Source organism: Actinomycetes bacterium (assembly GCA_035489715.1).
Lineage (GTDB): Bacteria > Actinomycetota > Actinomycetes > JACCUZ01 > JACCUZ01 > DATHAP01.
On sequence record DATHAP010000119.1, the window covers coordinates 1 to 20,469 of the forward strand.

At 74.5% G+C, this 20,469-nt stretch carries 24 protein-coding genes; 10 read left to right on the plus strand and 14 right to left on the minus strand.

Going from position 1 to position 20,469, the window contains the following annotated elements:
• Nucleotides 1-80: 80 nt before the first annotated feature.
• Nucleotides 81-980 (minus strand): nucleoside hydrolase, encoded by a 900-nt coding sequence (locus VK640_09105; GenBank protein ID HTE73343.1) that lies wholly within the window; start codon nucleotides 978-980, stop codon nucleotides 81-83.
• A gap of 61 nt (nucleotides 981-1,041) precedes the next feature.
• Here VK640_09105 and VK640_09110 point away from each other — a divergent pair, with 61 nt between their 5' ends.
• Genes VK640_09110 through VK640_09120 form a run of 3 tightly spaced genes read left to right on the plus strand, consistent with a single transcriptional unit; the run spans nucleotide 1,042 to nucleotide 3,397 of the window.
• Nucleotides 1,042-1,866: a thioesterase family protein gene (locus tag VK640_09110; GenBank protein ID HTE73344.1), complete on the plus strand. Its 825-nt coding sequence runs from the start codon at nucleotides 1,042-1,044 to the stop codon at nucleotides 1,864-1,866.
• 31 nt (nucleotides 1,867-1,897) lie between these two features.
• Entirely contained in the window at nucleotides 1,898-2,974 is a 1,077-nt protein-coding gene (locus tag VK640_09115; GenBank protein ID HTE73345.1) for a nitronate monooxygenase, read from the plus strand.
• 18 nt (nucleotides 2,975-2,992) lie between these two features.
• The gene (locus VK640_09120; GenBank protein ID HTE73346.1) at nucleotides 2,993-3,397 is read left to right on the plus strand and encodes a RidA family protein; all 405 of its coding nucleotides are present in this window, start codon (nucleotides 2,993-2,995) and stop codon (nucleotides 3,395-3,397) included.
• A 3-nt stretch (nucleotides 3,398-3,400) separates the two neighbouring features.
• Here the strand turns inward: VK640_09120 and VK640_09125 are convergent, their stop codons facing one another.
• The 5 genes from VK640_09125 to VK640_09145 all read right to left on the minus strand — a co-directional run bounded on the left by VK640_09125 (nucleotide 3,401) and on the right by VK640_09145 (nucleotide 7,407).
• Nucleotides 3,401-3,748: a VOC family protein gene (locus VK640_09125; GenBank protein ID HTE73347.1), complete on the minus strand. Its 348-nt coding sequence runs from the start codon at nucleotides 3,746-3,748 to the stop codon at nucleotides 3,401-3,403.
• A 1-nt stretch (nucleotide 3,749) separates the two neighbouring features.
• Nucleotides 3,750-3,944, minus strand: a complete 195-nt coding sequence (locus VK640_09130; GenBank protein HTE73348.1) for a hypothetical protein — start codon at nucleotides 3,942-3,944, stop codon at nucleotides 3,750-3,752.
• 89 nt (nucleotides 3,945-4,033) lie between these two features.
• A complete protein-coding gene (locus VK640_09135) occupies nucleotides 4,034-5,551 on the minus strand; it encodes a DHA2 family efflux MFS transporter permease subunit (protein HTE73349.1) in 1,518 nt (505 codons plus the stop codon).
• Nucleotides 5,552-5,673: 122 nt separating this feature from the next.
• Complete coding sequence (locus VK640_09140) at nucleotides 5,674-6,651, minus strand: sigma-70 family RNA polymerase sigma factor (GenBank protein ID HTE73350.1); 978 nt, start codon at nucleotides 6,649-6,651, stop codon at nucleotides 5,674-5,676.
• Between the two features lie 111 nt (nucleotides 6,652-6,762).
• The gene (locus VK640_09145) at nucleotides 6,763-7,407 is read right to left on the minus strand and encodes a DUF2461 domain-containing protein (protein ID HTE73351.1); all 645 of its coding nucleotides are present in this window, start codon (nucleotides 7,405-7,407) and stop codon (nucleotides 6,763-6,765) included.
• Nucleotides 7,408-7,539: 132 nt separating this feature from the next.
• Here VK640_09145 and VK640_09150 point away from each other — a divergent pair, with 132 nt between their 5' ends.
• Both VK640_09150 and VK640_09155 read left to right on the plus strand, forming a co-directional pair.
• Nucleotides 7,540-8,451 carry a GNAT family N-acetyltransferase gene (locus tag VK640_09150; GenBank protein ID HTE73352.1) on the plus strand — a complete coding sequence of 304 codons (912 nt, stop codon included), beginning with the start codon at nucleotides 7,540-7,542 and terminating at the stop codon, nucleotides 8,449-8,451.
• Nucleotides 8,452-8,519: 68 nt separating this feature from the next.
• The gene (locus VK640_09155) at nucleotides 8,520-9,479 is read left to right on the plus strand and encodes a trypsin-like peptidase domain-containing protein (protein ID HTE73353.1); all 960 of its coding nucleotides are present in this window, start codon (nucleotides 8,520-8,522) and stop codon (nucleotides 9,477-9,479) included.
• Nucleotides 9,480-9,482: 3 nt separating this feature from the next.
• Here the strand turns inward: VK640_09155 and VK640_09160 are convergent, their stop codons facing one another.
• Complete coding sequence (locus tag VK640_09160; GenBank protein HTE73354.1) at nucleotides 9,483-9,668, minus strand: hypothetical protein; 186 nt, start codon at nucleotides 9,666-9,668, stop codon at nucleotides 9,483-9,485.
• Nucleotides 9,669-9,736: 68 nt separating this feature from the next.
• Here VK640_09160 and VK640_09165 point away from each other — a divergent pair, with 68 nt between their 5' ends.
• The 3 genes from VK640_09165 to VK640_09175 all read left to right on the plus strand — a co-directional run bounded on the left by VK640_09165 (nucleotide 9,737) and on the right by VK640_09175 (nucleotide 11,010).
• Entirely contained in the window at nucleotides 9,737-10,417 is a 681-nt protein-coding gene (locus VK640_09165; GenBank protein HTE73355.1) for a DUF2993 domain-containing protein, read from the plus strand.
• A gap of 61 nt (nucleotides 10,418-10,478) precedes the next feature.
• A complete protein-coding gene (locus VK640_09170) occupies nucleotides 10,479-10,736 on the plus strand; it encodes a DUF6158 family protein (GenBank protein HTE73356.1) in 258 nt (85 codons plus the stop codon).
• Nucleotides 10,737-10,740: 4 nt separating this feature from the next.
• On the plus strand, nucleotides 10,741-11,010 hold the full coding sequence (locus VK640_09175; protein HTE73357.1) for a plasmid stabilization protein: 270 nt from the start codon (nucleotides 10,741-10,743) through the stop codon (nucleotides 11,008-11,010).
• 36 nt (nucleotides 11,011-11,046) lie between these two features.
• Here VK640_09175 and VK640_09180 read toward each other — a convergent pair whose 3' ends face one another.
• From VK640_09180 to VK640_09200, 5 genes are all read right to left on the minus strand, one after another.
• Complete coding sequence (locus VK640_09180; GenBank protein HTE73358.1) at nucleotides 11,047-11,394, minus strand: DUF202 domain-containing protein; 348 nt, start codon at nucleotides 11,392-11,394, stop codon at nucleotides 11,047-11,049.
• A gap of 16 nt (nucleotides 11,395-11,410) precedes the next feature.
• Nucleotides 11,411-11,572: a hypothetical protein gene (locus VK640_09185; protein ID HTE73359.1), complete on the minus strand. Its 162-nt coding sequence runs from the start codon at nucleotides 11,570-11,572 to the stop codon at nucleotides 11,411-11,413.
• Nucleotides 11,573-11,617: 45 nt separating this feature from the next.
• A complete protein-coding gene (locus tag VK640_09190) occupies nucleotides 11,618-12,232 on the minus strand; it encodes a TIGR03086 family metal-binding protein (protein HTE73360.1) in 615 nt (204 codons plus the stop codon).
• Nucleotides 12,229-13,266, minus strand: coding sequence for a sigma-70 family RNA polymerase sigma factor (locus VK640_09195; protein ID HTE73361.1), 1,038 nt, complete (start codon nucleotides 13,264-13,266; stop codon nucleotides 12,229-12,231). Before VK640_09195 ends, VK640_09190 begins: the two co-directional genes overlap by 4 nt.
• 64 nt (nucleotides 13,267-13,330) lie before the next feature.
• Nucleotides 13,331-15,031 carry a hypothetical protein gene (locus tag VK640_09200; protein HTE73362.1) on the minus strand — a complete coding sequence of 567 codons (1,701 nt, stop codon included), beginning with the start codon at nucleotides 15,029-15,031 and terminating at the stop codon, nucleotides 13,331-13,333.
• Nucleotides 15,032-15,439: 408 nt separating this feature from the next.
• Here VK640_09200 and VK640_09205 point away from each other — a divergent pair, with 408 nt between their 5' ends.
• Together VK640_09205 and VK640_09210 are read left to right on the plus strand one after the other, a co-directional pair.
• Nucleotides 15,440-15,916 (plus strand): VOC family protein, encoded by a 477-nt coding sequence (locus VK640_09205; GenBank protein ID HTE73363.1) that lies wholly within the window; start codon nucleotides 15,440-15,442, stop codon nucleotides 15,914-15,916.
• A gap of 16 nt (nucleotides 15,917-15,932) precedes the next feature.
• A complete protein-coding gene (locus tag VK640_09210; GenBank protein ID HTE73364.1) occupies nucleotides 15,933-17,372 on the plus strand; it encodes a pyridoxal-dependent decarboxylase in 1,440 nt (479 codons plus the stop codon).
• Between the two features lie 45 nt (nucleotides 17,373-17,417).
• On the opposite strand, the gene VK640_09215 is transcribed toward VK640_09210, so the two are convergent.
• Both VK640_09215 and VK640_09220 read right to left on the minus strand, forming a co-directional pair.
• The gene (locus VK640_09215) at nucleotides 17,418-18,806 is read right to left on the minus strand and encodes an ATP-binding protein (GenBank protein HTE73365.1); all 1,389 of its coding nucleotides are present in this window, start codon (nucleotides 18,804-18,806) and stop codon (nucleotides 17,418-17,420) included.
• Between the two features lie 2 nt (nucleotides 18,807-18,808).
• Nucleotides 18,809-20,464, minus strand: coding sequence for an FAD-dependent oxidoreductase (locus VK640_09220; GenBank protein ID HTE73366.1), 1,656 nt, complete (start codon nucleotides 20,462-20,464; stop codon nucleotides 18,809-18,811).
• Nucleotides 20,465-20,469: the final 5 nt, after the last annotated feature.

Below are 20,469 nucleotides of genomic sequence, written 5' to 3' on the forward strand. Positions count from 1 at the left end.
TATGTGTGACTCAGTCATATGTCTAGGCAGTAGCGACCGCGGACGATTCGGTAACGGTCTGCCGACCGGTTCGCCCGGTATCACCCGTCCTGCACGTCATGTCGTCCGGTCCGGTGACGCTGTGCCGACAGCTCGACCGCCGAGAGCCACCACTCGGCGAAAGCCTTCCCGTCCACGGCCGTGACCGCGCGCCGGCCGACGCCGGTCGAGGCCACCGTCACGCCGGGCCAGTCCAGGGCGGTCGCGACCGTCAGCGGGTCGTGCAGGAAGTGCAGCAGGTCGTCGGGCAGGCCGGCATGCGCCGCGGCCAGGGCGCCGTGGTCGCGCAGCGCGGCGTACTGCTCCGCCTGCCGGGCCAGGAGCGCGCCCACCCGCCCGGCCGCGCGCAGCCGAGGCAGGTGCTCGGCCCGCACGGAGGTGCGCAGGGTGTCGGCGAGCGTGACCTGGGTGAGGTCGCCCGCCGCCGCGAGCACGGTGGCCGCGGCGTCCGGGTCGCCGGCCATGTTCCAGTCCCGATCCGGGCCGTACGCCGGCAGGTCGCTCCCCGGGGGCCGCAGCCACCCACCCATGACGACGACCCGTGCCCCGCTGAGCAGCCCGGGCTCGGTCCGCTCCAGCAGCGCCAGGTTGGTCAGCGGCCCGATCGCCACCACCGTCGCGCCGCTGCGGACCGACGCCGCGAGGAGCCTGACCGCGGCGCCCGGTGGCGACGGGGCAGCCGGCAGGTCGGCCGGCCACAGCTGCGGCAGCGGGTCGATGCGGCGCTCGGTGAGCGTCGTCCCGGCGCCGGCGGCCACCGGCACGTGGCCGAGCCCGAGCAGGTCGAGGACGTGCCGCGCGTAACCCGCCCGGACGCCACCCGGGTCCACCGTCGTGGTGATCGCGAGCAGCTCGGCGTCCGGGCGGCCGGCCACCAGGGCGAGCGCGGCCAGGTCGTCGGGGTCGCCGCCGATGTCGGTGTCGACGTGCAGCCGGTGCACCGGGCCACCGTAGGCTCCGGCGCGCCGGCCGGGAGCGGCCCGTCCCGGCACGGGAGGCGTGATGGCCGGCTTCGACGAGGCGACCGCTGTGCATGCCGCCGGACCCGGCGCGTTCGACGTCGACCTCGACGACGCGTGGAGTATCGGCGGAAAGCTCAACGGCGGCTATCTGCTGGCGCTGCTCGGCCGGGCCGCGAGCGCCGCGGTGGGCAGCGAGGGGCACCCGCACCCGGTCGCCGCGAGCGCGCACTTCCTGCACGCGCCGGACCCGGGGCCGGCCCGGGTCGAGGTCGCGGTCCTGCGGGCCGGCCGGACCCTCGCCCAGGTGCGGGCCTCCCTGCTCGCCGGCGGCCGGTCGTGCGTCGAGTCGCTGGTCACGGTGGGCGCCCTCGACGGCGCGACCTGGTGGGACGGCGTCCCGCCGGTGCAGCTCCCCGCGATCGAGCAGTGCCCCCGGCTGCCGGTTCAGGGGCCTGGCATAGAGGTCCCACTGATGGCCGTCGTCGCCGAGCACCTCGACCCGGCGGTGATGGGCTGGGCGGTGGGACGCCCCAGCGGGGTGGGCGAGCTGCGCGGCTGGGCCGCCCATGCCGACGGCCGCGACCCCGACCCGGTCTCCCTGCTGATGTTCGTCGACGCGCTGCCGCCCGCGACGTTCGACCTGGGCAGCGCGGGCTGGGTGCCGACGCTCGAGCTGACCTGCCACGTCCGCGCGGTGCCGGCACCGGGCCCGCTCGCCATCCGTCAGCGGGTCCGCCACGTCGCGGGCGGCCGGGTCGACGAGGAGTGCGACGTCTGGGACTCGACCGGCCGGCTGGTCGCGACCGGGCACCAGCTCGCCGGCCTGCGGGTCACCGAGGGACAGGCACCGGCCGTCCCGCGCTGACCGGCCACCCCGCTCGGCGCAGGATGGGCCCATGTGGCGGACGACCGACCTAACCCGGCTGCTCGGCTGCGACGTACCGATCGTGCAGGCACCCCTCGGCGGTGGCCCGGGCACCGCCGAGCTGACGGCGGCGGTGGGCACGGCCGGCGGCTTCGGTGTCGTCGGCGGCGGCTACCTCGACCCCGACGACCTGGCCGACGTCCTGGCGCGCACCCGGTCGCTCACCGACCGCCCGTTCGGGGTCAACCTGTTCCTCGTTCCCCCGCCGCAGCGGACCGGGTCGGACGCCGCTCGCGCCGCCCTGTCCGGGGTCGCCGCCGACCTGGGTCTGGACGTCGCCGTCCCCGAGGAGCCGCGCGGGCTGCCCGACCCGGTCGCCCAGCTCGAGGTGGTGCTGGACTCGGACGCCCGGCTGGTGACGTTCGCGTTCGGGGCGCCGTCGCGCGCGGTCACGACGAGGCTGCACGACGCCGGCCGGCTGGTGGGCGGCACCGCGCAGTCGGCGACCGACGCCCGCGAGCTGGCGGGGCTCGGCGTCGACGTCGTCATCGCCCAGGGGGCCGAGGCGGGCGGCCACCGGGGCGGGCTCCCTCGGGCGGCCGGGGCCGGCGACGTACCAGGCCTGCTGGCACTGCTCCCTGCCGTCGTCGACGCCGTCGACGTCCCCGTCGTAGCGGCAGGTGGCATCGCGGACGGCCGCGGCGTGGCGGCCGCCCTCGTGCTGGGAGCGCAGGCCGCGGCGCTGGGCACCGCCTTCCTCCGCACCCCGGAGGCCGGCACCGCGGCGGCCTACCGCCGGGCCCTCGCAGGCGCCGACGAGACGAGCACCGTGACCACCAGTGCCTTCTCCGGCCGGGCCGCCCGCGGGCTGCCGAACGCCTACGTCCGGGCGTTCGACGGGGAGGCGCCGGTCGAGGTGCCGGACTTCCCTGTCATGAACTACCTGAGTCGCCCGCTGCGCGCAGCGTCCGCCGCGGCCGGCACCGCGGAGGCGCAGTCCCTCTGGGCCGGCCAGGGCGTCGGGCTGGCCCGCGAGCTTCCGGCCGCGGAGCTCGTCGCGGCCCTGGTCGCCGAGACCGAGAACGCGCTCGCGCGCACGTGCCCCTGACCGCCAGGCTGTGCGGCCATGACGACCGAGATCGACGCCGTACGCCCTCAGGCACTGCACCACGACGTGCCCTACGCCTACGCCACGGTCGCGCCGGCCGGTCGGCTGGTCCTGACTGCGGGTGCCTGCCCGATCGACGCGGACGGCGTCGTCGTGGCCCCGGGTGACGTGGGCCGGCAGGCGGCCCAGGTCATGGCCAACCTGGAACTCGTCCTGCGTGAGGCCGGCTGCTCGGTCGGCGACGTGCTGCGCACCACGGTGTGGGTCGCCAGCAGCGACCGGGCGGACCTGGTCGACGCGTGGCAGGTGGTGCGCGAGACCTTCGGGACGTGGGACCCGCCGAGCACCCTGCTCGGTGTCACCGTGCTCGGCTTCCCCGGCCAGCTGGTCGAGGTCGAGGCGACCGCCGTCCGGCGGTCGTGACGGTCAGATCTCCTGCACGAGCTCGTAGAGTCCGCCGTCAGGGGCGACGAAGTGCGCGTAGCGCTGCCGATCGGTCTGGCCGGGGTCGTCCACGTCGAGGCCGGCGGCGCGCAGCTCGCGCACCGCGTCGTCGAGGTCGGCGACGAGGAAGCCGATGGTGCGCGACGTGCCGCCGCCCGGCTCCCGCTCATCGGCCACGCCGAAACGTGAACCGTCGGGCAGGTCGAAGAGGTCGGCGTCCATCCCGGGGTCGGCGACCCTCGCCAGACCCAGCACGTCAGCGACCAGCGTCGTCATCTCCGCCCGGTGCGGCGTCGCCGTGCCGGCGAACACCAGACCCAGGATCTCCACCTCAGCGTCCCGCCGAGGGGGTGGCTGCATCCCGCAGCGCGAGCGCCGCGCCCTCGCAGCAGGGAGTGATCCACCGGCAGCGCACGCACTGCGAGTGAGAGGCGACCCAGACCTGCTCGGCCCCGCAGCGCGGGCACGGCTCCAGGCCGCCGCCGTCGTCGTCCGTGCCGGCCACCCGGCACCCGGTCTCGTCCACCCGGCCACGGTAGGTCGCTTCCCCTCCCGACTGTGCGCTGCCGCACCGGACACGCCGGTGGGTGGTGTGTCGACGCACGGTCGAGCAGGTCAGACGCGGGCGTACTCGTCGTCGCGCTCGTCGCGCTCGTCGCGCTGGTCGCGCTCGTCCCGCGGGCCGGGCAGCGAGCCGGCATCCGCCGGGGCGCCGGCAGCGTGCGGGTCCGACATCGGCACCGTGCGCAGGAAGACGCCTCCGATGACACCCGCGGCGAGCGCCGCGACGGCGCCGGCCAGGAACGCCACCTGGTAGCCGCTGTTGAGCGCCGCGACCTGCTCTGTGCCGCCGGCGACGAGGTCGCCCGTGCGCCACGCAGCGAGGCTCGCGAGGACCGCCAGGCCCAGGGCGCCGCCCATCATGAACGAGGTGTTGACCACGCCGGACGCCAGCCCGGCGTCCTTCGGCTCGACCTCGCTCATCGCGGACAGCAGCACCGGGTTGAAGGCCATGCCGGCGCCGATGCCCAGGAGCAGCATCGCGGGCAGCACGTCGGTGACGAACGTGCCGTCGACCGGGGCGCGGGAGAACAGCACCAGGCCGACCGACGAGATCGCCAGCCCGAGCGCCAGCGGCACCCGGGTGCCGAACCGCATGACCATCTTGGCGGACAGGCCGAGCGAGAAGGCCATCATGATCAGGTTGGACGGCAGGAAGGCCAGCCCGACCTGCAGCGGGTCGTAGCCGAGCACCAGCTGCAGGTAGAGCGCCGAGAGGAAGAACCAGGCGAACATCGCGGCGGCCCACAGGACGCCGACCACGTTGGCGACCGCCACGCTGCGAAGGCGGAACAGCGACAGCGGCACGAGCGGCGCCGCCGACCGGTGCTCGATCACGAGGAAGGCGACGAGCAGCACGACGCTCACTGCGAGCAGCCCCAGGGTCTGCCTGCTGGCCCAGCCCGCCTCGTTGCCGTTGACGATCGCGTAGACGGCGGTCATCAGGGCGGTCGTCACCGTGACCGCGCCGGCGACGTCGACCTTCGCCGCTCCCAGGCCCGAGCCGCCGGGCAGCAGCACCAGGCTGGCCGCGATCACTGCGACGCCCACCGGGATGTTGACCAGGAAGATCCAGTGCCAGTCGAGCAGGTCGGTGAGCACACCGCCGGCCAGCACCCCGACGCTGCCGCCGCCGGCGCTGACGAAGCCGATGACCCCCATCGCCTTGGTGCGCTCGGCCGGCTCGGTGAACAGCGTCATCACGATCGAGAACGCGACGACCGACACGACGGCGCCACCGAGCCCCTGGACCGCTCGCGCGGCGACGAGGAACGTCTGCGACGAGGCCAGGCCGCAAGCCAGCGAGGCCGCGGTGAAGAGCGTGAGACCGCCGACGAAGAGCCGACGGTGACCGAAGAGGTCGCCGAGCCGGCCGCCCAGCAGCAGGAAGCCGCCGAAGGTCAGCAGGTAGGCGTTGACGACCCAGGCCAGCGAGGACTCGGAGAAGCCGAGGTCCTCGCGGATCGAGGGCAGGGCCACGTTCACGATCGTCGAGTCGAGGACGATCATCAGCGATCCGCTGCACAGGACGAAGAGGGCCAGCCAGCGGCCGCGGTGGTCGAGCTCGGTCATCGTGGTCTCCGGGTCAGGGTCGGTGCGAGAGCGTTGCTGCATATGCGAGAAGTGACCCTGCGGGCCTGCCGAACTCATCGGTCCGGCCGGACCGAGCAGTGCTGGCGGTGCCGTCGGTGCTGTCAGGCGTCGAGGTGCAGCGGCAGGCCGAACATCGGGTAGGAGGACGCGACGTCGAGGAAGAAGACGACGCCGCGCAGCCGCTGACCGTCAGGGTCGACGTCGAGCACCTGCAGCGACCAGGCGGAGAACCCGCCCTCGGGGTCGGGCTTGTACTGCGCGAAGGCCGGCGACCCGTTGGCCTGGACGGGCACCAGCTTGGATCCGTCGCAGCCGATGCCGGGGCCGAGGCACCACTCGACGATGTCGTCGTGGGTCTGCAGCCACAGGTCGAACGGCGGCATCGACCACGACGCGTCCTCCGCGAGCAGCGCGGTGAGCCGGTCCATGTCGTAGGCCTCGAACGCCTCGACGTAGCGCGCGACGAGCGCCTGCTCGTCGGCGTCGAGCGGCCGCTTCTCCGTGTGGGGGTCGCCGCTGCTGGCCAGGGTCGCGCGGGCTCGTTGCAGGGCGGAGTTGACCGACGGGACGCTGGTGCCCAGCAGCTCGGCGACCTCGGCGGCCGGCCAGGCCAGCACCTCGCGAAGGATCAGGACGGCACGCTGGTTGGGTGGCAGCAGCTGCAGGGTCGTGATGAAGGCCAGGCGCACGGTGTCGCGGAGCTCGGCGATCTCCGCCGGGTCGGCCGCGGACGGCACGACGCGGGCGTCAGGGACCGGCTGCAGCCAGACCGCTTCCGGCATCGGGGCGGGCAGCCCGTCCGCCGCGGGGCGGGCCGGACCCATGTCCATCGGCAGGGCCCGTCGCTGGCGGCCGTCGAGCATGTCGAAGCAGACGTTGGTCGCGATCTTGTACAGCCACGAGCGCAGCGAGGAGCGCCCCTCGAAACGCTCGGCCGCCTTCCAGGCGCGGACCAGCGTGTCCTGCACCGCGTCCTCGGCCTCGAAGGCCGAGCCGAGCATCCGGTAGCAGTAGCCGGTCAGCTCGACCCGGTGGTTCTCGAGCGTCGCGTCGAGGTTTTTCAGCAGGGCTGGGCCCACCGGCGTGCTCTCCGGCGCCCCCGTCTCTGGAGTCGTCACGCCCGCCACCATAGGCCCGCCGGGCGACAGTGCGGCCACCGAGTATGTGCCCGGTCCGTCCCGGCGGCCGCGTCACGCGGCGACGTGCCGCCCGACCCACTCCGCGAGCGGGCGGACCGCCCGCCAGGCGTCACGTACCTCGTCCGCCGCGCGTGGCGTCGCCAGCCAGTCCGGCGCGCCGAACCGGCGAAAGACCATCAGGGAGCGGGCCCGCATCAGCTCGAGGCGGGGATGGTCGGCCGGCACCCCGCGCGGCCTGGTGGCGACCCGGTCGCCCTCGACGTCGAAGCCCGCTGCCTGGAGCCCCGCGACCAGCCGCTGCAGCTCGCTGCCGACGGCCAGGGAGTCGACGGAGGCCCGGTAGCGCGCGATCTCGTCGGTGCCGTGCGAGCGCCAGCCGCCGCCGGCGAGCAGGCCCTCGGCGTCGACCTGGACGTAGAACCCGACACCGACGGTGTCCTCGCTGACCGGGACCAGCGCGCCCTGGTGGGTCTTGTACGGCGTCTTGTCCTTGCTGAAGCGCACGTCCCGGTTGGGCCGGAACATCTTGGCCGGGCCGAACTCGTCCTCGAGCCGGGCCAGCAGCGCGCGCATCGGGTCGCGGACCTCCGCCTCCCAGTCCGGCTTGTGCCGAGCCCAGTACTCCCGGCTGTTGTCCGCCTCCAGGCCGGCGTAGAGCTCGAGCGCGCGGTCGGAGAAGCCGGCGAAGCTGCCCATGCGCACGACCCTGTCACGGCTGCGAGAAAGCGGTGGACGCGGCCGGTGGCGACGGCGATGGTCGGGGCGAGCCGCTGCCGCTGGGAGCGGCCCGCGGGACTGAGGGGCGGGACCTGAGGGAACGGAGCCGCGATGACCTTCGACGTCCGGCCGATGGCCGACGCGGACCGCCCCGCTGTCGCCCGGCTGCTGGCCGAGACCACCCGCCAGTCCCCCGCCGGGGCCCGGCGGATCCTGGGGTACCTCGACCGGGTGACCCTGGTCCACCTGGTCGCGGTCGTCGACGGTCAGGTCGTCGGGCGCTCCGGCGTCGCCCGGCCGCCGATGCTGCCGGAGGGCACGGTCGCCCTCGGCGTCGGCGTCACCGCGCCGTCCCGCGGCCGGGGCGTGGGCGCGGCGCTGTTCGACCACGCGGCACGTGGCGTCCCGCCCGGCACCGGACGGGTCATGGGCTTCTCCGACGACCGGGACGACGCGGCCGTCCTCCCCTGGCTGGCCCGACGGCACTTCGAGGCGTTCCAGCACTCGATCGCCAGCGAGCTGGACCTGACCTGCTGGCAGCCGGACGCCCCGGCGCCGGCCGACGTCACCGTCCGGGTGGTCGACCCGCAGTCGACCCGCGACGACGAGGCGGTGGCCCGGCTGTACGTCGACAGCGACACCTCGCCGGAGGCCGACGAGATCGGCGAGACGACCTGGTCGACCCAGCTCGACGCGGCGGCTGCGGGCGGGACGGGAGGCCGGCTGGTCCTGCTGGACGTGGCCGGGGTGCCGGTGGCCATGTCCCTGGCCCAGCAGGAGTCGGACACCGACTGGGAGGTGCACTACACGGGCGTGCACCCGTCGGCGCGCGGCCGCGGCCTGGCCAGGGTCGCGAAGGCCGCGCTGCACAACGACCTGGTGCGGCTCGGCGCCACCCGCCTGGAGACGTACAACGAGGCGGGCAACGCCGGCATCCGGCACGTCAACGCCACGCTCGGCTACGTGCGGGTCAAGGGCGCACGGCGGCACCGGCGTGATCTGGCCGCGCACCCCCTCGCCTGAGCCGGCTGTCCGCGACGGGCGAACACCATGCGGTGGCGGACGCCGTCCGCCCGCGGTCTGCTGGAGCGGTGGAGCGACCGGGCGAGGGAGCGGGAGCCGACGCGGCGGCGGCCGCCGAAGCGGGTGCGCTGGACGCGTACTCCCGGGTGGTGACCGACGTGGCGGCCGCGGTCACGCCGCACGTCGCAGCGGTGCTCGTACGACGGGGTGCCGGATCCGGCGTGGTGGTGACCGACGACGGGTTCCTGCTCACCAACGCCCACGTCGTCGGGTCGTCGACGGGGGGCGAGGCGGCCTTCGCCGACGGCACCGAGGTCGGCTTCGACGTCGTCGGCTCCGACCCGCTCTCCGACCTGGCGGTGCTTCGGGCGCGCGGGGCCACCCCGCCGCCGGCCACCCTCGGCGACGCCGACGGGCTGCGGGTCGGCCAGCTCGTCGTGGCCGTCGGCAACCCGCTCGGCCTCGCCGGCTCGGTCACGGCGGGAGTCGTCAGCGGCCTCGGCAGGTCGCTGCCCACCCGCTCGGGCCGGGCCGGCCGGGTGATCGAGGACGTGATCCAGACCGACGCGGCGCTCAACCCCGGCAGCTCCGGTGGCGCCCTGGCCGACGCCACCGGCGCGGTCGTGGGCATCAACACGGCCGTCGCCGGCATCGGGCTAGGGCTCGCGGTGCCGGTCAACGCCACCGCCCGCCGGATCGTCTCGTCGCTGATCGCCGAGGGCCGGGTGCGCCGCGCCTACCTCGGGCTGGTGTCGACCCCCACCCCGCTGTCCCCCGACGTGGCCGAGCGGCTCGGGGCCGGGCGCGCGCTGCGCATCGTCGAGGTCGTCGCCGGGGCGCCGGCCGACCGGGCCGGACTGCGGCCGGGCGACGTCGTCGTGACCGCCGGGCGGGCGCCGGTCAGCGACGCGCAGAGCCTGCAGCGCCTGCTGTTCGCCGACGCCATCGGCCGGCCGCTGCCGGTCACCGTGCTGCGCAACGGCGCGATGGTCGACGTGATCGCGGTGCCGGCCGAGCTCACCGGCTGAGAGTCAGAGGTTGCCGCCCGTGCCGTAGCTGCGGTCCTCCCGCTGGATGGGCGGGTCGCCCTTGCCGTCGAGCGAGCGATGCCCGCGGCCGTCGACGAGGGTGCCTTTCGGGTTGCGGCGACGCAGCGTCCACAAACCCGACCCACAAACGCCGAGGACGACCAGGACCAGCAGGGCCACGATCTCCATGTCTGCCTCCAGCACCCCGAGGGCCGCCCGGGCGGGGCCGCCGGAGCGTACGCAGGTTACCGTTCCGGGTGCGCACGTTCGTGGTCTTCCTGCTCGTCCTGGCCGGCGCCGCGGTCGCCGGTGACCGGGTCGCCCAGCACCTTGCGGCTGGCGAGGCCGAGTCCCGCCTCGCCGACCACGGGCTCACCGACCCGCAGGTCGACGTCGGCGGCTTCCCCTTCCTCACCCAGCTGGCCGCGCGCGAGTTCAGCGACGTACGGGTGACGGCGTCGGTCCTGGACGTCGAGCAGGGCACGGCGCAGGACCTCGACGTCACGGCACGTGGTGTGGCCGCGCCGGCGGGCGGGGACGTGACCCTGGGCGAGGTCGAGGGAAGCGGGTTGGTGACGTACGACGAGGTGGTCGCCCGCGCCGGCGTCCCGGACCTGCAGATGCGCGCCGGTGACTCGCCGGACACCGTGCGGATGACCAGCACGGTGCAGGTGCTGGGCGAGCCTGTCGACGTGGTCGCCACCAGCCGGGTCCGGGCGACGGGGCGCACCGTCCGGGTCACCCCGCGGTCCTTCGAGCTCGCCGACGGGACGTCGGTCGGCGGCAGCCTCACCGCGACGCTGGCCGGCCGGCTCACCGTCGTCTACCCGCTGCGCGACCTGCCGGACGGCGTCACGGTGCGCGAGGTGCGGGCGACGGCCGACGGGTTCGAGGTCGCGGTCAAGGGTCGCGACGTGGTGCTGCGCGACCTGGGCTGACCGTACGGCGACTGGCGGAATCGGCGGGGATGACCGCCGGCCAGGCGGGTAGGTGCCTGGCATGACCCAGGAGACCTCGCACGACCGTACGACGGGGCCAGGCGCTGCCGAGCTCGCCGACGACGACCTGCTGCGCGAGCTCGAGCACCTGCACGAGACCCGGCACGAGACCTTCCTGCACGGGTCCGAGTCGGCCCTGACGGCGCACACCCACCGGATGGAGGCGCTCGAGCAGGAGTACCTGCGCCGCAACCCGCGACGCGAGGTCGACCCCGACCGGTTGCGGTCGGGACGGCGGGACGACACCCAGGAGGGGTGACGACATGGCGACGACCAAGCAACGGGCAGCAGCCCGCAAGAACGTGAAGAAGGCGGCCGGCGCCGCCCGGGCGAAGAAGTCCATCGCGAACATGCCCAAGTCCACCCGGACCGCTCTCGGCAAGCAGGGCGCTGCGGTGGCGGCGCGCAAGCGCAGGGGCGGCAGCACGCCGAAGACGCGCGCCGAGCTCTACGAGATGGCCAGGCGGAAGGACATCCCGGGACGGTCCCGGATGGGCCGCGCCGAGCTTGCCAAGGCCCTCGGCACGAGCTGACGACATCGCAGTCGCAGCGTTCTCGGACCTGGCTTCTCAGACCAGGAGCACGAGCACGACGGCAAGCGCGGCCGCGAGCAGGGTGCCGGCGGTGAGCACCGTCGTGACAGGTGCCCGCGGCAGGGGCCGCCCGTGCCGCATCGCCCGGTCGACGGCTCGCCAGCGCAGCCGCGCCGTCGCGGTGACCAGCAGCCCGGTCCCGACCAGCACCAGCCCCATGACCCGGCGCAGCCCCTCGTGCCCTACGTCCGGGAGGACGCCCACGACGGCGACCCCCGCGGCGAGCAGGGCCAGCGACGTGCGGACGTACGCGAGGTACGTCCGCTCCGCCGCCAGGCTCATCCGGTAGTCGGGCTCATTCTCTTCCTCGAGCTCTCCGGCCACTCGTGCAGTGTGCCGCTCAGCCAGCCGTGCCGATACGGTGCCACGGTCCGGTGATGGCATAGACGTGCCCGGGGTGGAACAGGTTGGCGAACAGAGTCGACTTGTCGGCGGAGTAGGTCGGACCGGTCATCTCCCCGCTGCCGTCGCCGACCTCGTTGCGGGCCAGGAAGTAGGTCACCCCCTCCGCCGTCGCGCCGACCAGGTGCTGGCGGGTGCCGGCCGGTCAGCCGTGGCGACCGAGGTGGCCCAGGAGCTGCTCGGCCGGACCGGCCTCGCGGCGTACCGCCACGGCGGGACCGAACCGGTGCGGACGGTCACCGTCGTCGACGAAGAGAAGTGCCGGCGCGAGCAGGGCGGCGGCGAGGGCGGACGGGATCGGCCGGTCGGCGCCGCACGCCCGCCCGACGTCCCAGCCGTGCACGGCAACCTCGACGGCCCCCGCGACCGCGAGGATGCCGGCGGGCAGGCCGGCGTCCCCGACGGTGACCGCCGTTCGGCCGCGCGGGTCGGCCCACGCCCCCATCATCCGGCAGGCGCGGCTGCGCAGGGCGCCGACCGGGTCGGTGACGGGGTCGCCGTAGTCGGCGTCGGCCGTTGCGCCGGCGGAGAGGTCGAGGTGGCCCGCAGCGATCGCCTCGTGCAGCGTCCGCAGCGACTCGTCCATGTGCTGGAGCAGCCGGCGCAGGTCCCACCGGGCACAGGGCGTGGGAGCGGTCATCAGCGCCGGACCGACAAGGACGAGGCTGCCGAGCGTGTAGCCCATTGCGCGCTCGAGAAGCGCGAACCCCTCGCCCACCGTGGCCGGCAGCGCGACCGGGTGTGACGCGGAGGCGGTCATGCGACCAGGGGAAGGCGAGCGGGCAGTCCGAAGGTGCCGAACAGGGTCGTGTCGAAGAACGCGGCGACGTGCGAGATGCGGCCGTCGGTGACAGTGAGCACCTGCAGCTGGAACGGCTCCCAGGCGTCCTCACCGCGCAGGTAGACCGCGCAGGCGGGCTGGCCGCCGTTGGCGCGGGTCGGCAGCGTGAGCAGGTCGCCCGGGCCGGCCGGGCAGTGCTCGCCGACGAGGGTGCCGATGGCCTCGGCGCCGTGGTACCACGAGGTGAAGGGCGGCATCTCCCAGACCGCGTCGGCGGTGAACGCCGCGACGATGCCGCGCACGTCCTTGGCCTCGAGCGCGCGGACGTAGTGGTCGAGCAGGGCGCGCTGCGCCGGGTCGTCCGGCTCGACGACGTCGTCCTCGTGGACGTCCATCGCGTCGAGCTGGGCGCGGGCGCGCTGCAGGCTGCTGTTGACGGCCGCGACCGTCGTGCCGAGCATCTCGGCCACCTCGGCGGCCGGCACCTGCATCACCTCGCGCAGGACGAGGGTGGCCCGCTGGCGCGGCGGCAGGTGCTGCAGCGCGGCGACGAGCGCGAGCCGCACGGTGGACCGTGCGGTGACCACGGTGGCCGGGTCGTTGGGGTCGCCACCGACCATCGCGTCCGGGACCGGCTCGAGCCACAGGATCTCGGCCTGCTCCAGCGGGTCGGACGGGTCCGAGGCCGGCCCGCCGAGCCCTGTCGGGAGGGGGCGGCGGTTGCGGCTGTCCAGCGCGGTCAGGCAGGCGTTGGTGGCGATCCGGTAGAGCCAGGTGCGCAGCGAGGACCGTCCCTCGAAGCCGTGGTAGGACCGCCAGGCGCGCAGGTAGGTCTCCTGCACCAGGTCCTCCGCCTCGTGGACGCTGCCCAGCATCCGGTAGCAGTGGGCCAGCAGTTCCCGCCGGAACGGCGAGACGACCTCGAGGAACTCGTCGTCCGTCGATGCCGCCTGTGGTGCCCTCGATGCCGCCTGTGGTGCCGTCGATGCCGATGCCGACGTGGTCGCGGCCATGGCTGAGCCTCCCGGTGGTGGTCCGTCACGAGGTCAGACGGCACCGAGCCCCGGAACTCATCGGTCAGAACGGCGGAACGTCGGGAACGTCGGCGAGGTCGACGAGGTCGGCGAGGTCGGCGAGGTCGATCCGCTCGAGGACGGGTTCGACCGGGATGCGGTAGCTGCGCCCGGAGGGGTAGGTGATGCGCAGGTCTCCGGGGTCGCCGTGCGGGTCGGGTCGGATGGTGGTGTCGGTGAAGGTCTTGATGTCATGGTCGGGTCGGCAGCCGGCGTCGAGGTTGCCGGCCGCGGTGGGTCCGCGCGGGTAGTTGACCCGGTGGTCGATGTCGCAGCGGTCGGCGGGCATCCGGCAGCCCAGCCCCCGCCGGCAGTAGCGGTCGCGGGCGAGCACGTGGTCGAGCAGGTCCCGCGGTGGGTCGTGGGTGTCGACGGAGAGCTCGTCGAAGCGCCCGGTCCGCGGGTCGGTCAGCAGCCGGCGCCAGGTGCCCTCGCCGGCGATGCGGCGGGCGGAGTCGGCGGTGATCGGGCCGTGTCCGACCAGCTCGCCGGGCAGCTCGTCGACACCGAGCAGCGTGTCGATGCCGACCACGACCTGGATCTGGGGCCGCCGGCCCTGCCGCCTCGGCAGCCCTCGGGGCGCCCCTCGCCCGGCACGCGGCGCCGGGGACACCGCAACCGGCGTCGCAGGGTGGGCTGGGGCGGGGTCGGCGGACTCTGCCGGCACGTCGGGGTGGGTGGTGTCCTGGTCGAGGCCGCGGCGGCCGAGGTCGGCGAGCACGTCGGCACGCGCCTGGTCCAGGGTGCGGGTGTCGCCGGGTCCCTTCGACGCGAGGGCGGTGGCAGTCAGCCACGTGTAGAACCCCTCGATCGCGACCGGGTCGTCGAGCCAGGTGATGCCGCCCGCACCGTTGCTGGTCTCGAAGCGCTCGACCGTCCGGTCCGCCTCGACCTGCCGGGCCCGCTTCTTTGCGGCGTCAGGGTCGACGGCGATGACCGCGCGGCGCAGCGAGTCGCGCAGCTGCCGGTAGGTGCGCCCGGCCGCGCCTGCCACCACCGCGGCGTCCACCCGGGCGGCTGCCGCGTCGTCGAGGGGGCGCAGCAGCTCCAGGACCATCCGGGCCTTGGGCAGGTCGAGGTCGCCGCGGGCCAGGGCCAGCCGGGTCTGCGGCACCCGCGCCAGCTCGGTGGCCTCGCTGACCCGGCGCATCGCCGAGCCCGGCGAGAGCCCCAATGCGGCACCCAGCTCGGCGGCGGCCATCCGCTCGGCCTGCACCGCGGACTCCTTGTGGTGCGGCGCCCCGGCCGGGGTCACCCCGCGCCACCGTCCGGCCCGCGCGACGAGGGCGGCGGCAGCGTCCGCCTCGACCGACGCGGCCCATGCCTGTAGCCGGGCCGCCGCGCCCGCCAGCCCGACCACCATGTCGTCCGAGCACGTCGCCAGGTCCACCTCGCCGGCCAACGCCGCCAGCAACACACCCGGCGCCGTCTGGTCGACCAGCCGCGCCGGCGGCCACTCCGGGCGAAACCCGTCGCCCAGGGCCGCCGCCGCGAGAGCGGCTGCCTCCCGGCCCGGGTCGGGAACCAGCGACAGCAGCACTTCCTCGGCGGAGGGCAACGGCTCCCGCGGCTCCCGAAAGGTGCCCCCGTCCGGGTCGAGCAGGCCGAGCGGGCCGCGCGGGCCGAGCGGGCCGAGCGGGTCCACGGACGGCGCGAGGCGCTCGGCCGTCGCCGCCCCCGTAGTCGTCGCCGCCGTGCGCGTCATCGGACCTCTCCTGATCGAACGTATGTTCTAATTCTAGCCGACCCGCAACCGTCGCACCAGATCTGTGCACAGCTGCGCGGACCGGAACGCCGTCGGCTCCGGCGGTGTAAACAGGTGCAGCCCCGAGGACGGAGCGGCCGATCAGCACGGACCGCGACACGGCCAGCAGCGACGACCGATCTACCCCGACGCGTTGGGCGGCCCGTGGATCGCCACAGCGGCCGCGGACAGTGCGGAGCCGGTCCCAGAGTGGGCGGACGACGACCTGCTCACCAGCGCGCGCTGACGGCGCGCTCCCCTCCAGGTCATACGTCCGCGGGCCGGTCGCGATGACTCCCGGCGGTCACCGTGGTCTATACCTGCAGACGAGGCACCGACCAGGCGCCCGCGCTCGGGAAGGACGACGACATGCCCTCCATCACGCCGTGCCTGTGGTTCGACACCCAGGCCGAGGACGCCGCCACGTTCTACGTCTCGGTCTTCAAGAACTCGCGCATCGTCGCCACCACGCACTACGGGGAGGCCGGCCCGCGCGAGGCCGGGCTGGTGCTGACCGTGCAGTTCGAGCTGGACGGCCAGCAGTTCACGGCGCTCAACGGAGGCCCGGAGTTCAGCTTCGACGAGGCGATCTCCTTCCAGGTCGACTGCGCGGACCAGGCCGACGTCGACTACTACTGGGACGCCCTCACCGCCGACGGCGGTCAGGAGGGGCCCTGCGGCTGGGTCAAGGACCGGTTCGGCGTCTCGTGGCAGGTCGTGCCCAGCGAGATGGAGCGGCTGCTGGCCGACCCGGACCAGGCACGGGCGCAGCGCGCGATGGCCGCGATGCTCCGGATGACGAAGATCGACATCGAGGAGATCCGGCGCGCCGCCGACGCGGGCTGACCGGGACAATGCCCGGGTGACCCCTGACCCGGACCGCCAGAGCTTCCACATGACGCCAGACGAGTTCCGGCGGCACGGCAAGGAGCTCGTCGACTGGGTGGCCGACTACCTCGAGCGGGTCGAGGAGTTCCCGGTGCTCTCCCGGTCGGTGCCCGGCTCGGTCCGGGCCGCCCTGCCGGCGCACCCGCCGGAGCGGCCAGAGCCCTTCGCGGCGATGCTGGCCGACGTCGACGACGTGGTGCTTCCCGGGGTCACGCACTGGCAGTCGCCGTCGTTCTTCGCCTACTTCCCGGCCAACTCCTCCGGCCCGTCGGTGCTCGGCGACCTGCTCTCGGCCGGGCTCGGCGTGCAGGGGATGCTCTGGGCGACCTCGCCGGCGGCGACCGAGCTCGAGACGCAGGTCCTGGACTGGCTGGCCGAGCTGCTCGACCTGCCCCCGGCGTTCCGGTCCGACGGCTCGGGCGGCGGCGTCATCCAGGACAGCGCGTCGAGCTCGTCGCTGGTGGCGCTGGTCGCGGCCAGGGAGCGCGCGACCGGTGGTGAGAGCAACCGGTCGGGCGTACGTCCCGGCCTGACGGCGTACGCCTCCTCCCAGGCGCACTCGTCGGTGGAGAAGGCCGCCCGCATCGCGGGCGTCGGGTCGGCCGACCTGCGCACGGTCGGCGTCGACCCCTCGACCCTGGCCATGGACCCGGCAGCACTCGAGCAGGCGATGGCCGCCGACGTCGCGGCCGGCCGGCGGCCGTTCCTCGTCGTGGCGACGGTCGGCACGACCGGCACGACCGCGATGGACCCGTTGCGCGCGGTCGGGGAGGTCGCCCGGCGGTACGGCGCCTGGCTGCACGTCGACGCCGCCATGAGCGGGTCGGCCGCGGTGTGCCCGGAGCTGCGCTGGATGCACGACGGGCTCGAGCTCGCCGACAGCTACGTCGTCGACGCGCACAAGTGGCTGTTCACCAACTTCGACTGCTCGGCCTTCTACGTCGCCGACCGCGAGGCGCTGGTGTCCGCGCTCACGATCGTGCCGGAGTACCTGCGCAACACGGCCACCGAGTCCGGCGACGTCATCGACTACCGCGACTGGATGGTCCCGCTCGGCCGTCGCTTCCGCGCGCTCAAGCTGTGGTTCGTCCTGCGGTGGTACGGCGCCGAGGGGCTGCGCCACCACGTCCGCCAGCACGTCGCCCTGGCCCAGGGCCTGGCCGCGTGGGTCGACGCAGAGCCGTTGCTGGAGCGGCTGGTGCCGACCCCGCTCAACCTGGTGACGCTCGCCCACGTCGACGGTGACGACGCGAGCCAGCGGCTGCTCGACGCCGTCAACGCCTCGGGCCGGGCCTACCTGACGCACACCCGGGTGCACGACCGGCTGGCGATCAGGGTGTCCGTCGGCGGCACCTGGACCGAGGCCAGGCACGTCGAGGCGCTGCAGGACCTGCTGCGCGAGGCAGCCGGCTGACCCGCGGGCTGACCAGGCAACTCTTCCCGCGTGGTCAGTCGCCGGTCAGCTGTCGGGATGCCGCCGCGGCAGCGACACCCGCAGCACCGTCTCGGCCGGCCGCACCAGGATGCTGATCTGGCCGCCGTGCCGGTCCACGACCACCCGTCGGGAGATGTCCAGCCCGAGCCCGGTGCCCTTGCCGACGTCCTTCGTCGTGAAGAACGGCTCGAAGGCGTGGTCGCGGGTCTCGGGCGACATGCCCGAGCCGGTGTCCCCGATCTCGATGACGACGCCGTCGCCCCCGGGCCGGGTAGACACCCGAAGGGTCCCCGTGTCGCCCATCGCGTCGAGCGCGTTTGCCATCAGGTTGGTCCACACCTGGTTGAGCTCGCCGGCGGCCGCGTCGATCCGGGGCACGTCGTCGCCGTATTCGCGGACGACGGTCACGCCGGGCGGGACCCGGTGGGCGAGCATCGCGAGCGTGCTCTCCAGCCCCTCCGCCACGTCGATCTGCTGCATCGACCCCCGGTCCAACTGGGAGTAGCTCTTCACGTCGGCGACCAGATCGGTGATGCGCCGGGTCGAGTCCTTGACCAGGTCGAGCATGGAGGCGGTGGACAGCGTGCCCGCCACCCACTCCAGGCCGGGCTCGAGCGCGTCGCCGAGCAGGTCGTCCATCTTCTCCAGCCATGCCACGTCGACCCCGTGGGCGGCCAGCGACGGCGCGATCGCCCAGTCGCGCCCGACACCGTGCCGGCCCATCCAGTCGATGAGCTCGTCCTCGCGGCGGGCGGTGGCCAGCGCGTCGGGCCGCGACGTCGGGCGCGGCACGGCCAGCCGCAGCTCGTCCAGCGCCTGGTACTGCTCGGCGGTCATGCCGTGCGCGGCGAGGTGGGACAGCGCGGTGAGCAGGCCGGCGCCGGTCTCGCGCAGCACGTCGGCCGCCCGGGTCGCCGCCGACGCCGGGTTGTTGATCTCGTGCGCGAGCCCGGCGGCCAGCGTGCCCAGGGCGACCAGCGACTCGCGCTGCCGGGCCACGGACTCGAAGGCACGGGCCGAGTGGAAGACGCCCTCGAGGATGTGCTCGCCGAAGGGGAACCGCTCGGTCGACCAGCGGCGCAGCGCCGTGGAAGGCACCCGGAGCAGCCGGCCGGCCGAGAGGGCGCGGGCGGTGGCGAAGTAGACGCCGTGCGCGTCCCACGCCCGGAAGCCGCCGGCCCACTGGCCGGGGTGGTCCATGGTGCCCAGCCGGGTGTCCTCCCGACCCACCTTGCGCACCAGGTCCAGCGCGCCCTCGACCAGCATCCACCAGAAGTCGGCCGGCTCGCCGTCGTGGAACACCTCGTCACCGGGGGCGAAGCCGACCTCGTCGCCCAGGTCGACCAGCTGCTGCAGCTCCTCGTCGGACGTGCCCACGAAGAGGGGCAGCGCCCGGAGGTCGGAGAGCTGCACGGCTACACCGTCGCCAGGTAGCGGTGGACGAGGTAGACCGACATCGCACCCTCGCCGACGGCGGACGCGACCCGCTTCATGGAGTCGAGCCGCACGTCACCGGCCGCGAACACGCCGGGCACGCTGGTCTCGAGCGCGAACGGGGCGCGGGCGAGCGACCACGAGCCCTTGGCGGTGGTCAGCAGGTCCTGCCCGGTGACAACGAACCCCTTGTCGTCGCGCGCGACGTCACCGCCCAGCCAGTCGGTGCGCGGCGACGCGCCGATGAAGACGAACAGCCAGGAGGCCGCCACCTCCTCCTCACGGCCGGACGCCCGGTCGGCGATCGTGACCGCCTCGAGGTGGCCGTCGCCCCGGCCCCCGACGACCTCGGTGCGCAGCCGCACCTCCACGTTGGGCGTCTCGCCGATGCGCGCCACGAGGTAGCTCGACATGGTGTCCTCGAGGCCGGTGCCGCGGACCATCATGACGACCCGCTTGGCGTAGCGGGCCAGGTTGAGCACCGCCTGGCCGGCCGAGTTGGCCGCCCCGACGACGTACACCTCGTCGCCCTCGCACTGGACCGCCTCGCTCGCGGTCGCGCCGTAGTACACGCCGCGCCCGGTGAGCTCGGCGAGCCCGGGCGCCGCGAGCCGGCGGTAGGAGACGCCGGTCGCGACCACGAGGGCCCGCGCCTCGATCTCGGCACCGTCGTCGAAGCGCACGGCGCGCACCGGCCCGCGGACCTCGAAGGACGCGACGTCGCGCGCCAGCACCATCTCGGCCCCGAACCGCGCCGCCTGCGCGACCGCGCGGTGCGCCAGGTCGGCACCGGAGAGCCCGCGGGGGAAGCCCAGGTAGTTCTCGATCGAGGCGCTCTGCCCCGCCTGTCCCCCCGGCGCCTCGCGCTCGACGACGACGGTCCGCAGGCCCTCGGACGCGGCGTAGACGGCGGCGGCGAGCCCGGCCGGGCCGGCGCCGACGATGCACAGGTCATAGAGCGGCTGCTCGGCGCGGGTGCGCAGGCCGAGCGCGTCGGCGACCGCCGACGTCGTCGGCGAGCGCAGCGGCTCGGCGTCGGGCACCAGGACCAGCGGCAGGTCCTCGGGCTGCGCCCCGGCCAGGTCGAGCAGCCGCCGGCCCTCCTCGTCGCGGTCGATGTCCAGCCACTGGTACGGCACGTGGTTGCGGGCCAGGAAGGTCTTGACGTCGTGGCTGCGCTCGGACCAGCGGTGCCCGACGACGCGCACGTCGGCGCCCTCGTCGAGGTGGGCCTGGCGCCAGTCGTCGAGCAGGTCGTCGACGACGGGGTAGAGACGCTCGGCCGGCGGGTCCCACGGCTTGAGCAGGTAGTAGTCGAGCCCGATGTCGTTGATCGCCCTGATCGCCACGTCGGTGTCGGCGTAGGCGGTCAGCAGGAGGAACTTGGCGTCGGGCACCTGGGTTCGCGCCTGCGCCAGCATCTGGATGCCGGTCATCTCGGGCATCCGCTGGTCGCTCGCGATCAGGGCGACCGGCCGGCCCTTGAGGGTCAGCTCGGCGATCAGCTCGAGCGCCTCGGCCCCCGACGTGACCCACACGACGCGGTAGTCGGCGCCGTAGCGCGACCGGAGGTCCCGGGTGATCGCCTGGGAGACGGTCGGGTCGTCGTCGACGGTGAGGATCGTCGGCTTCGTCATGCGCT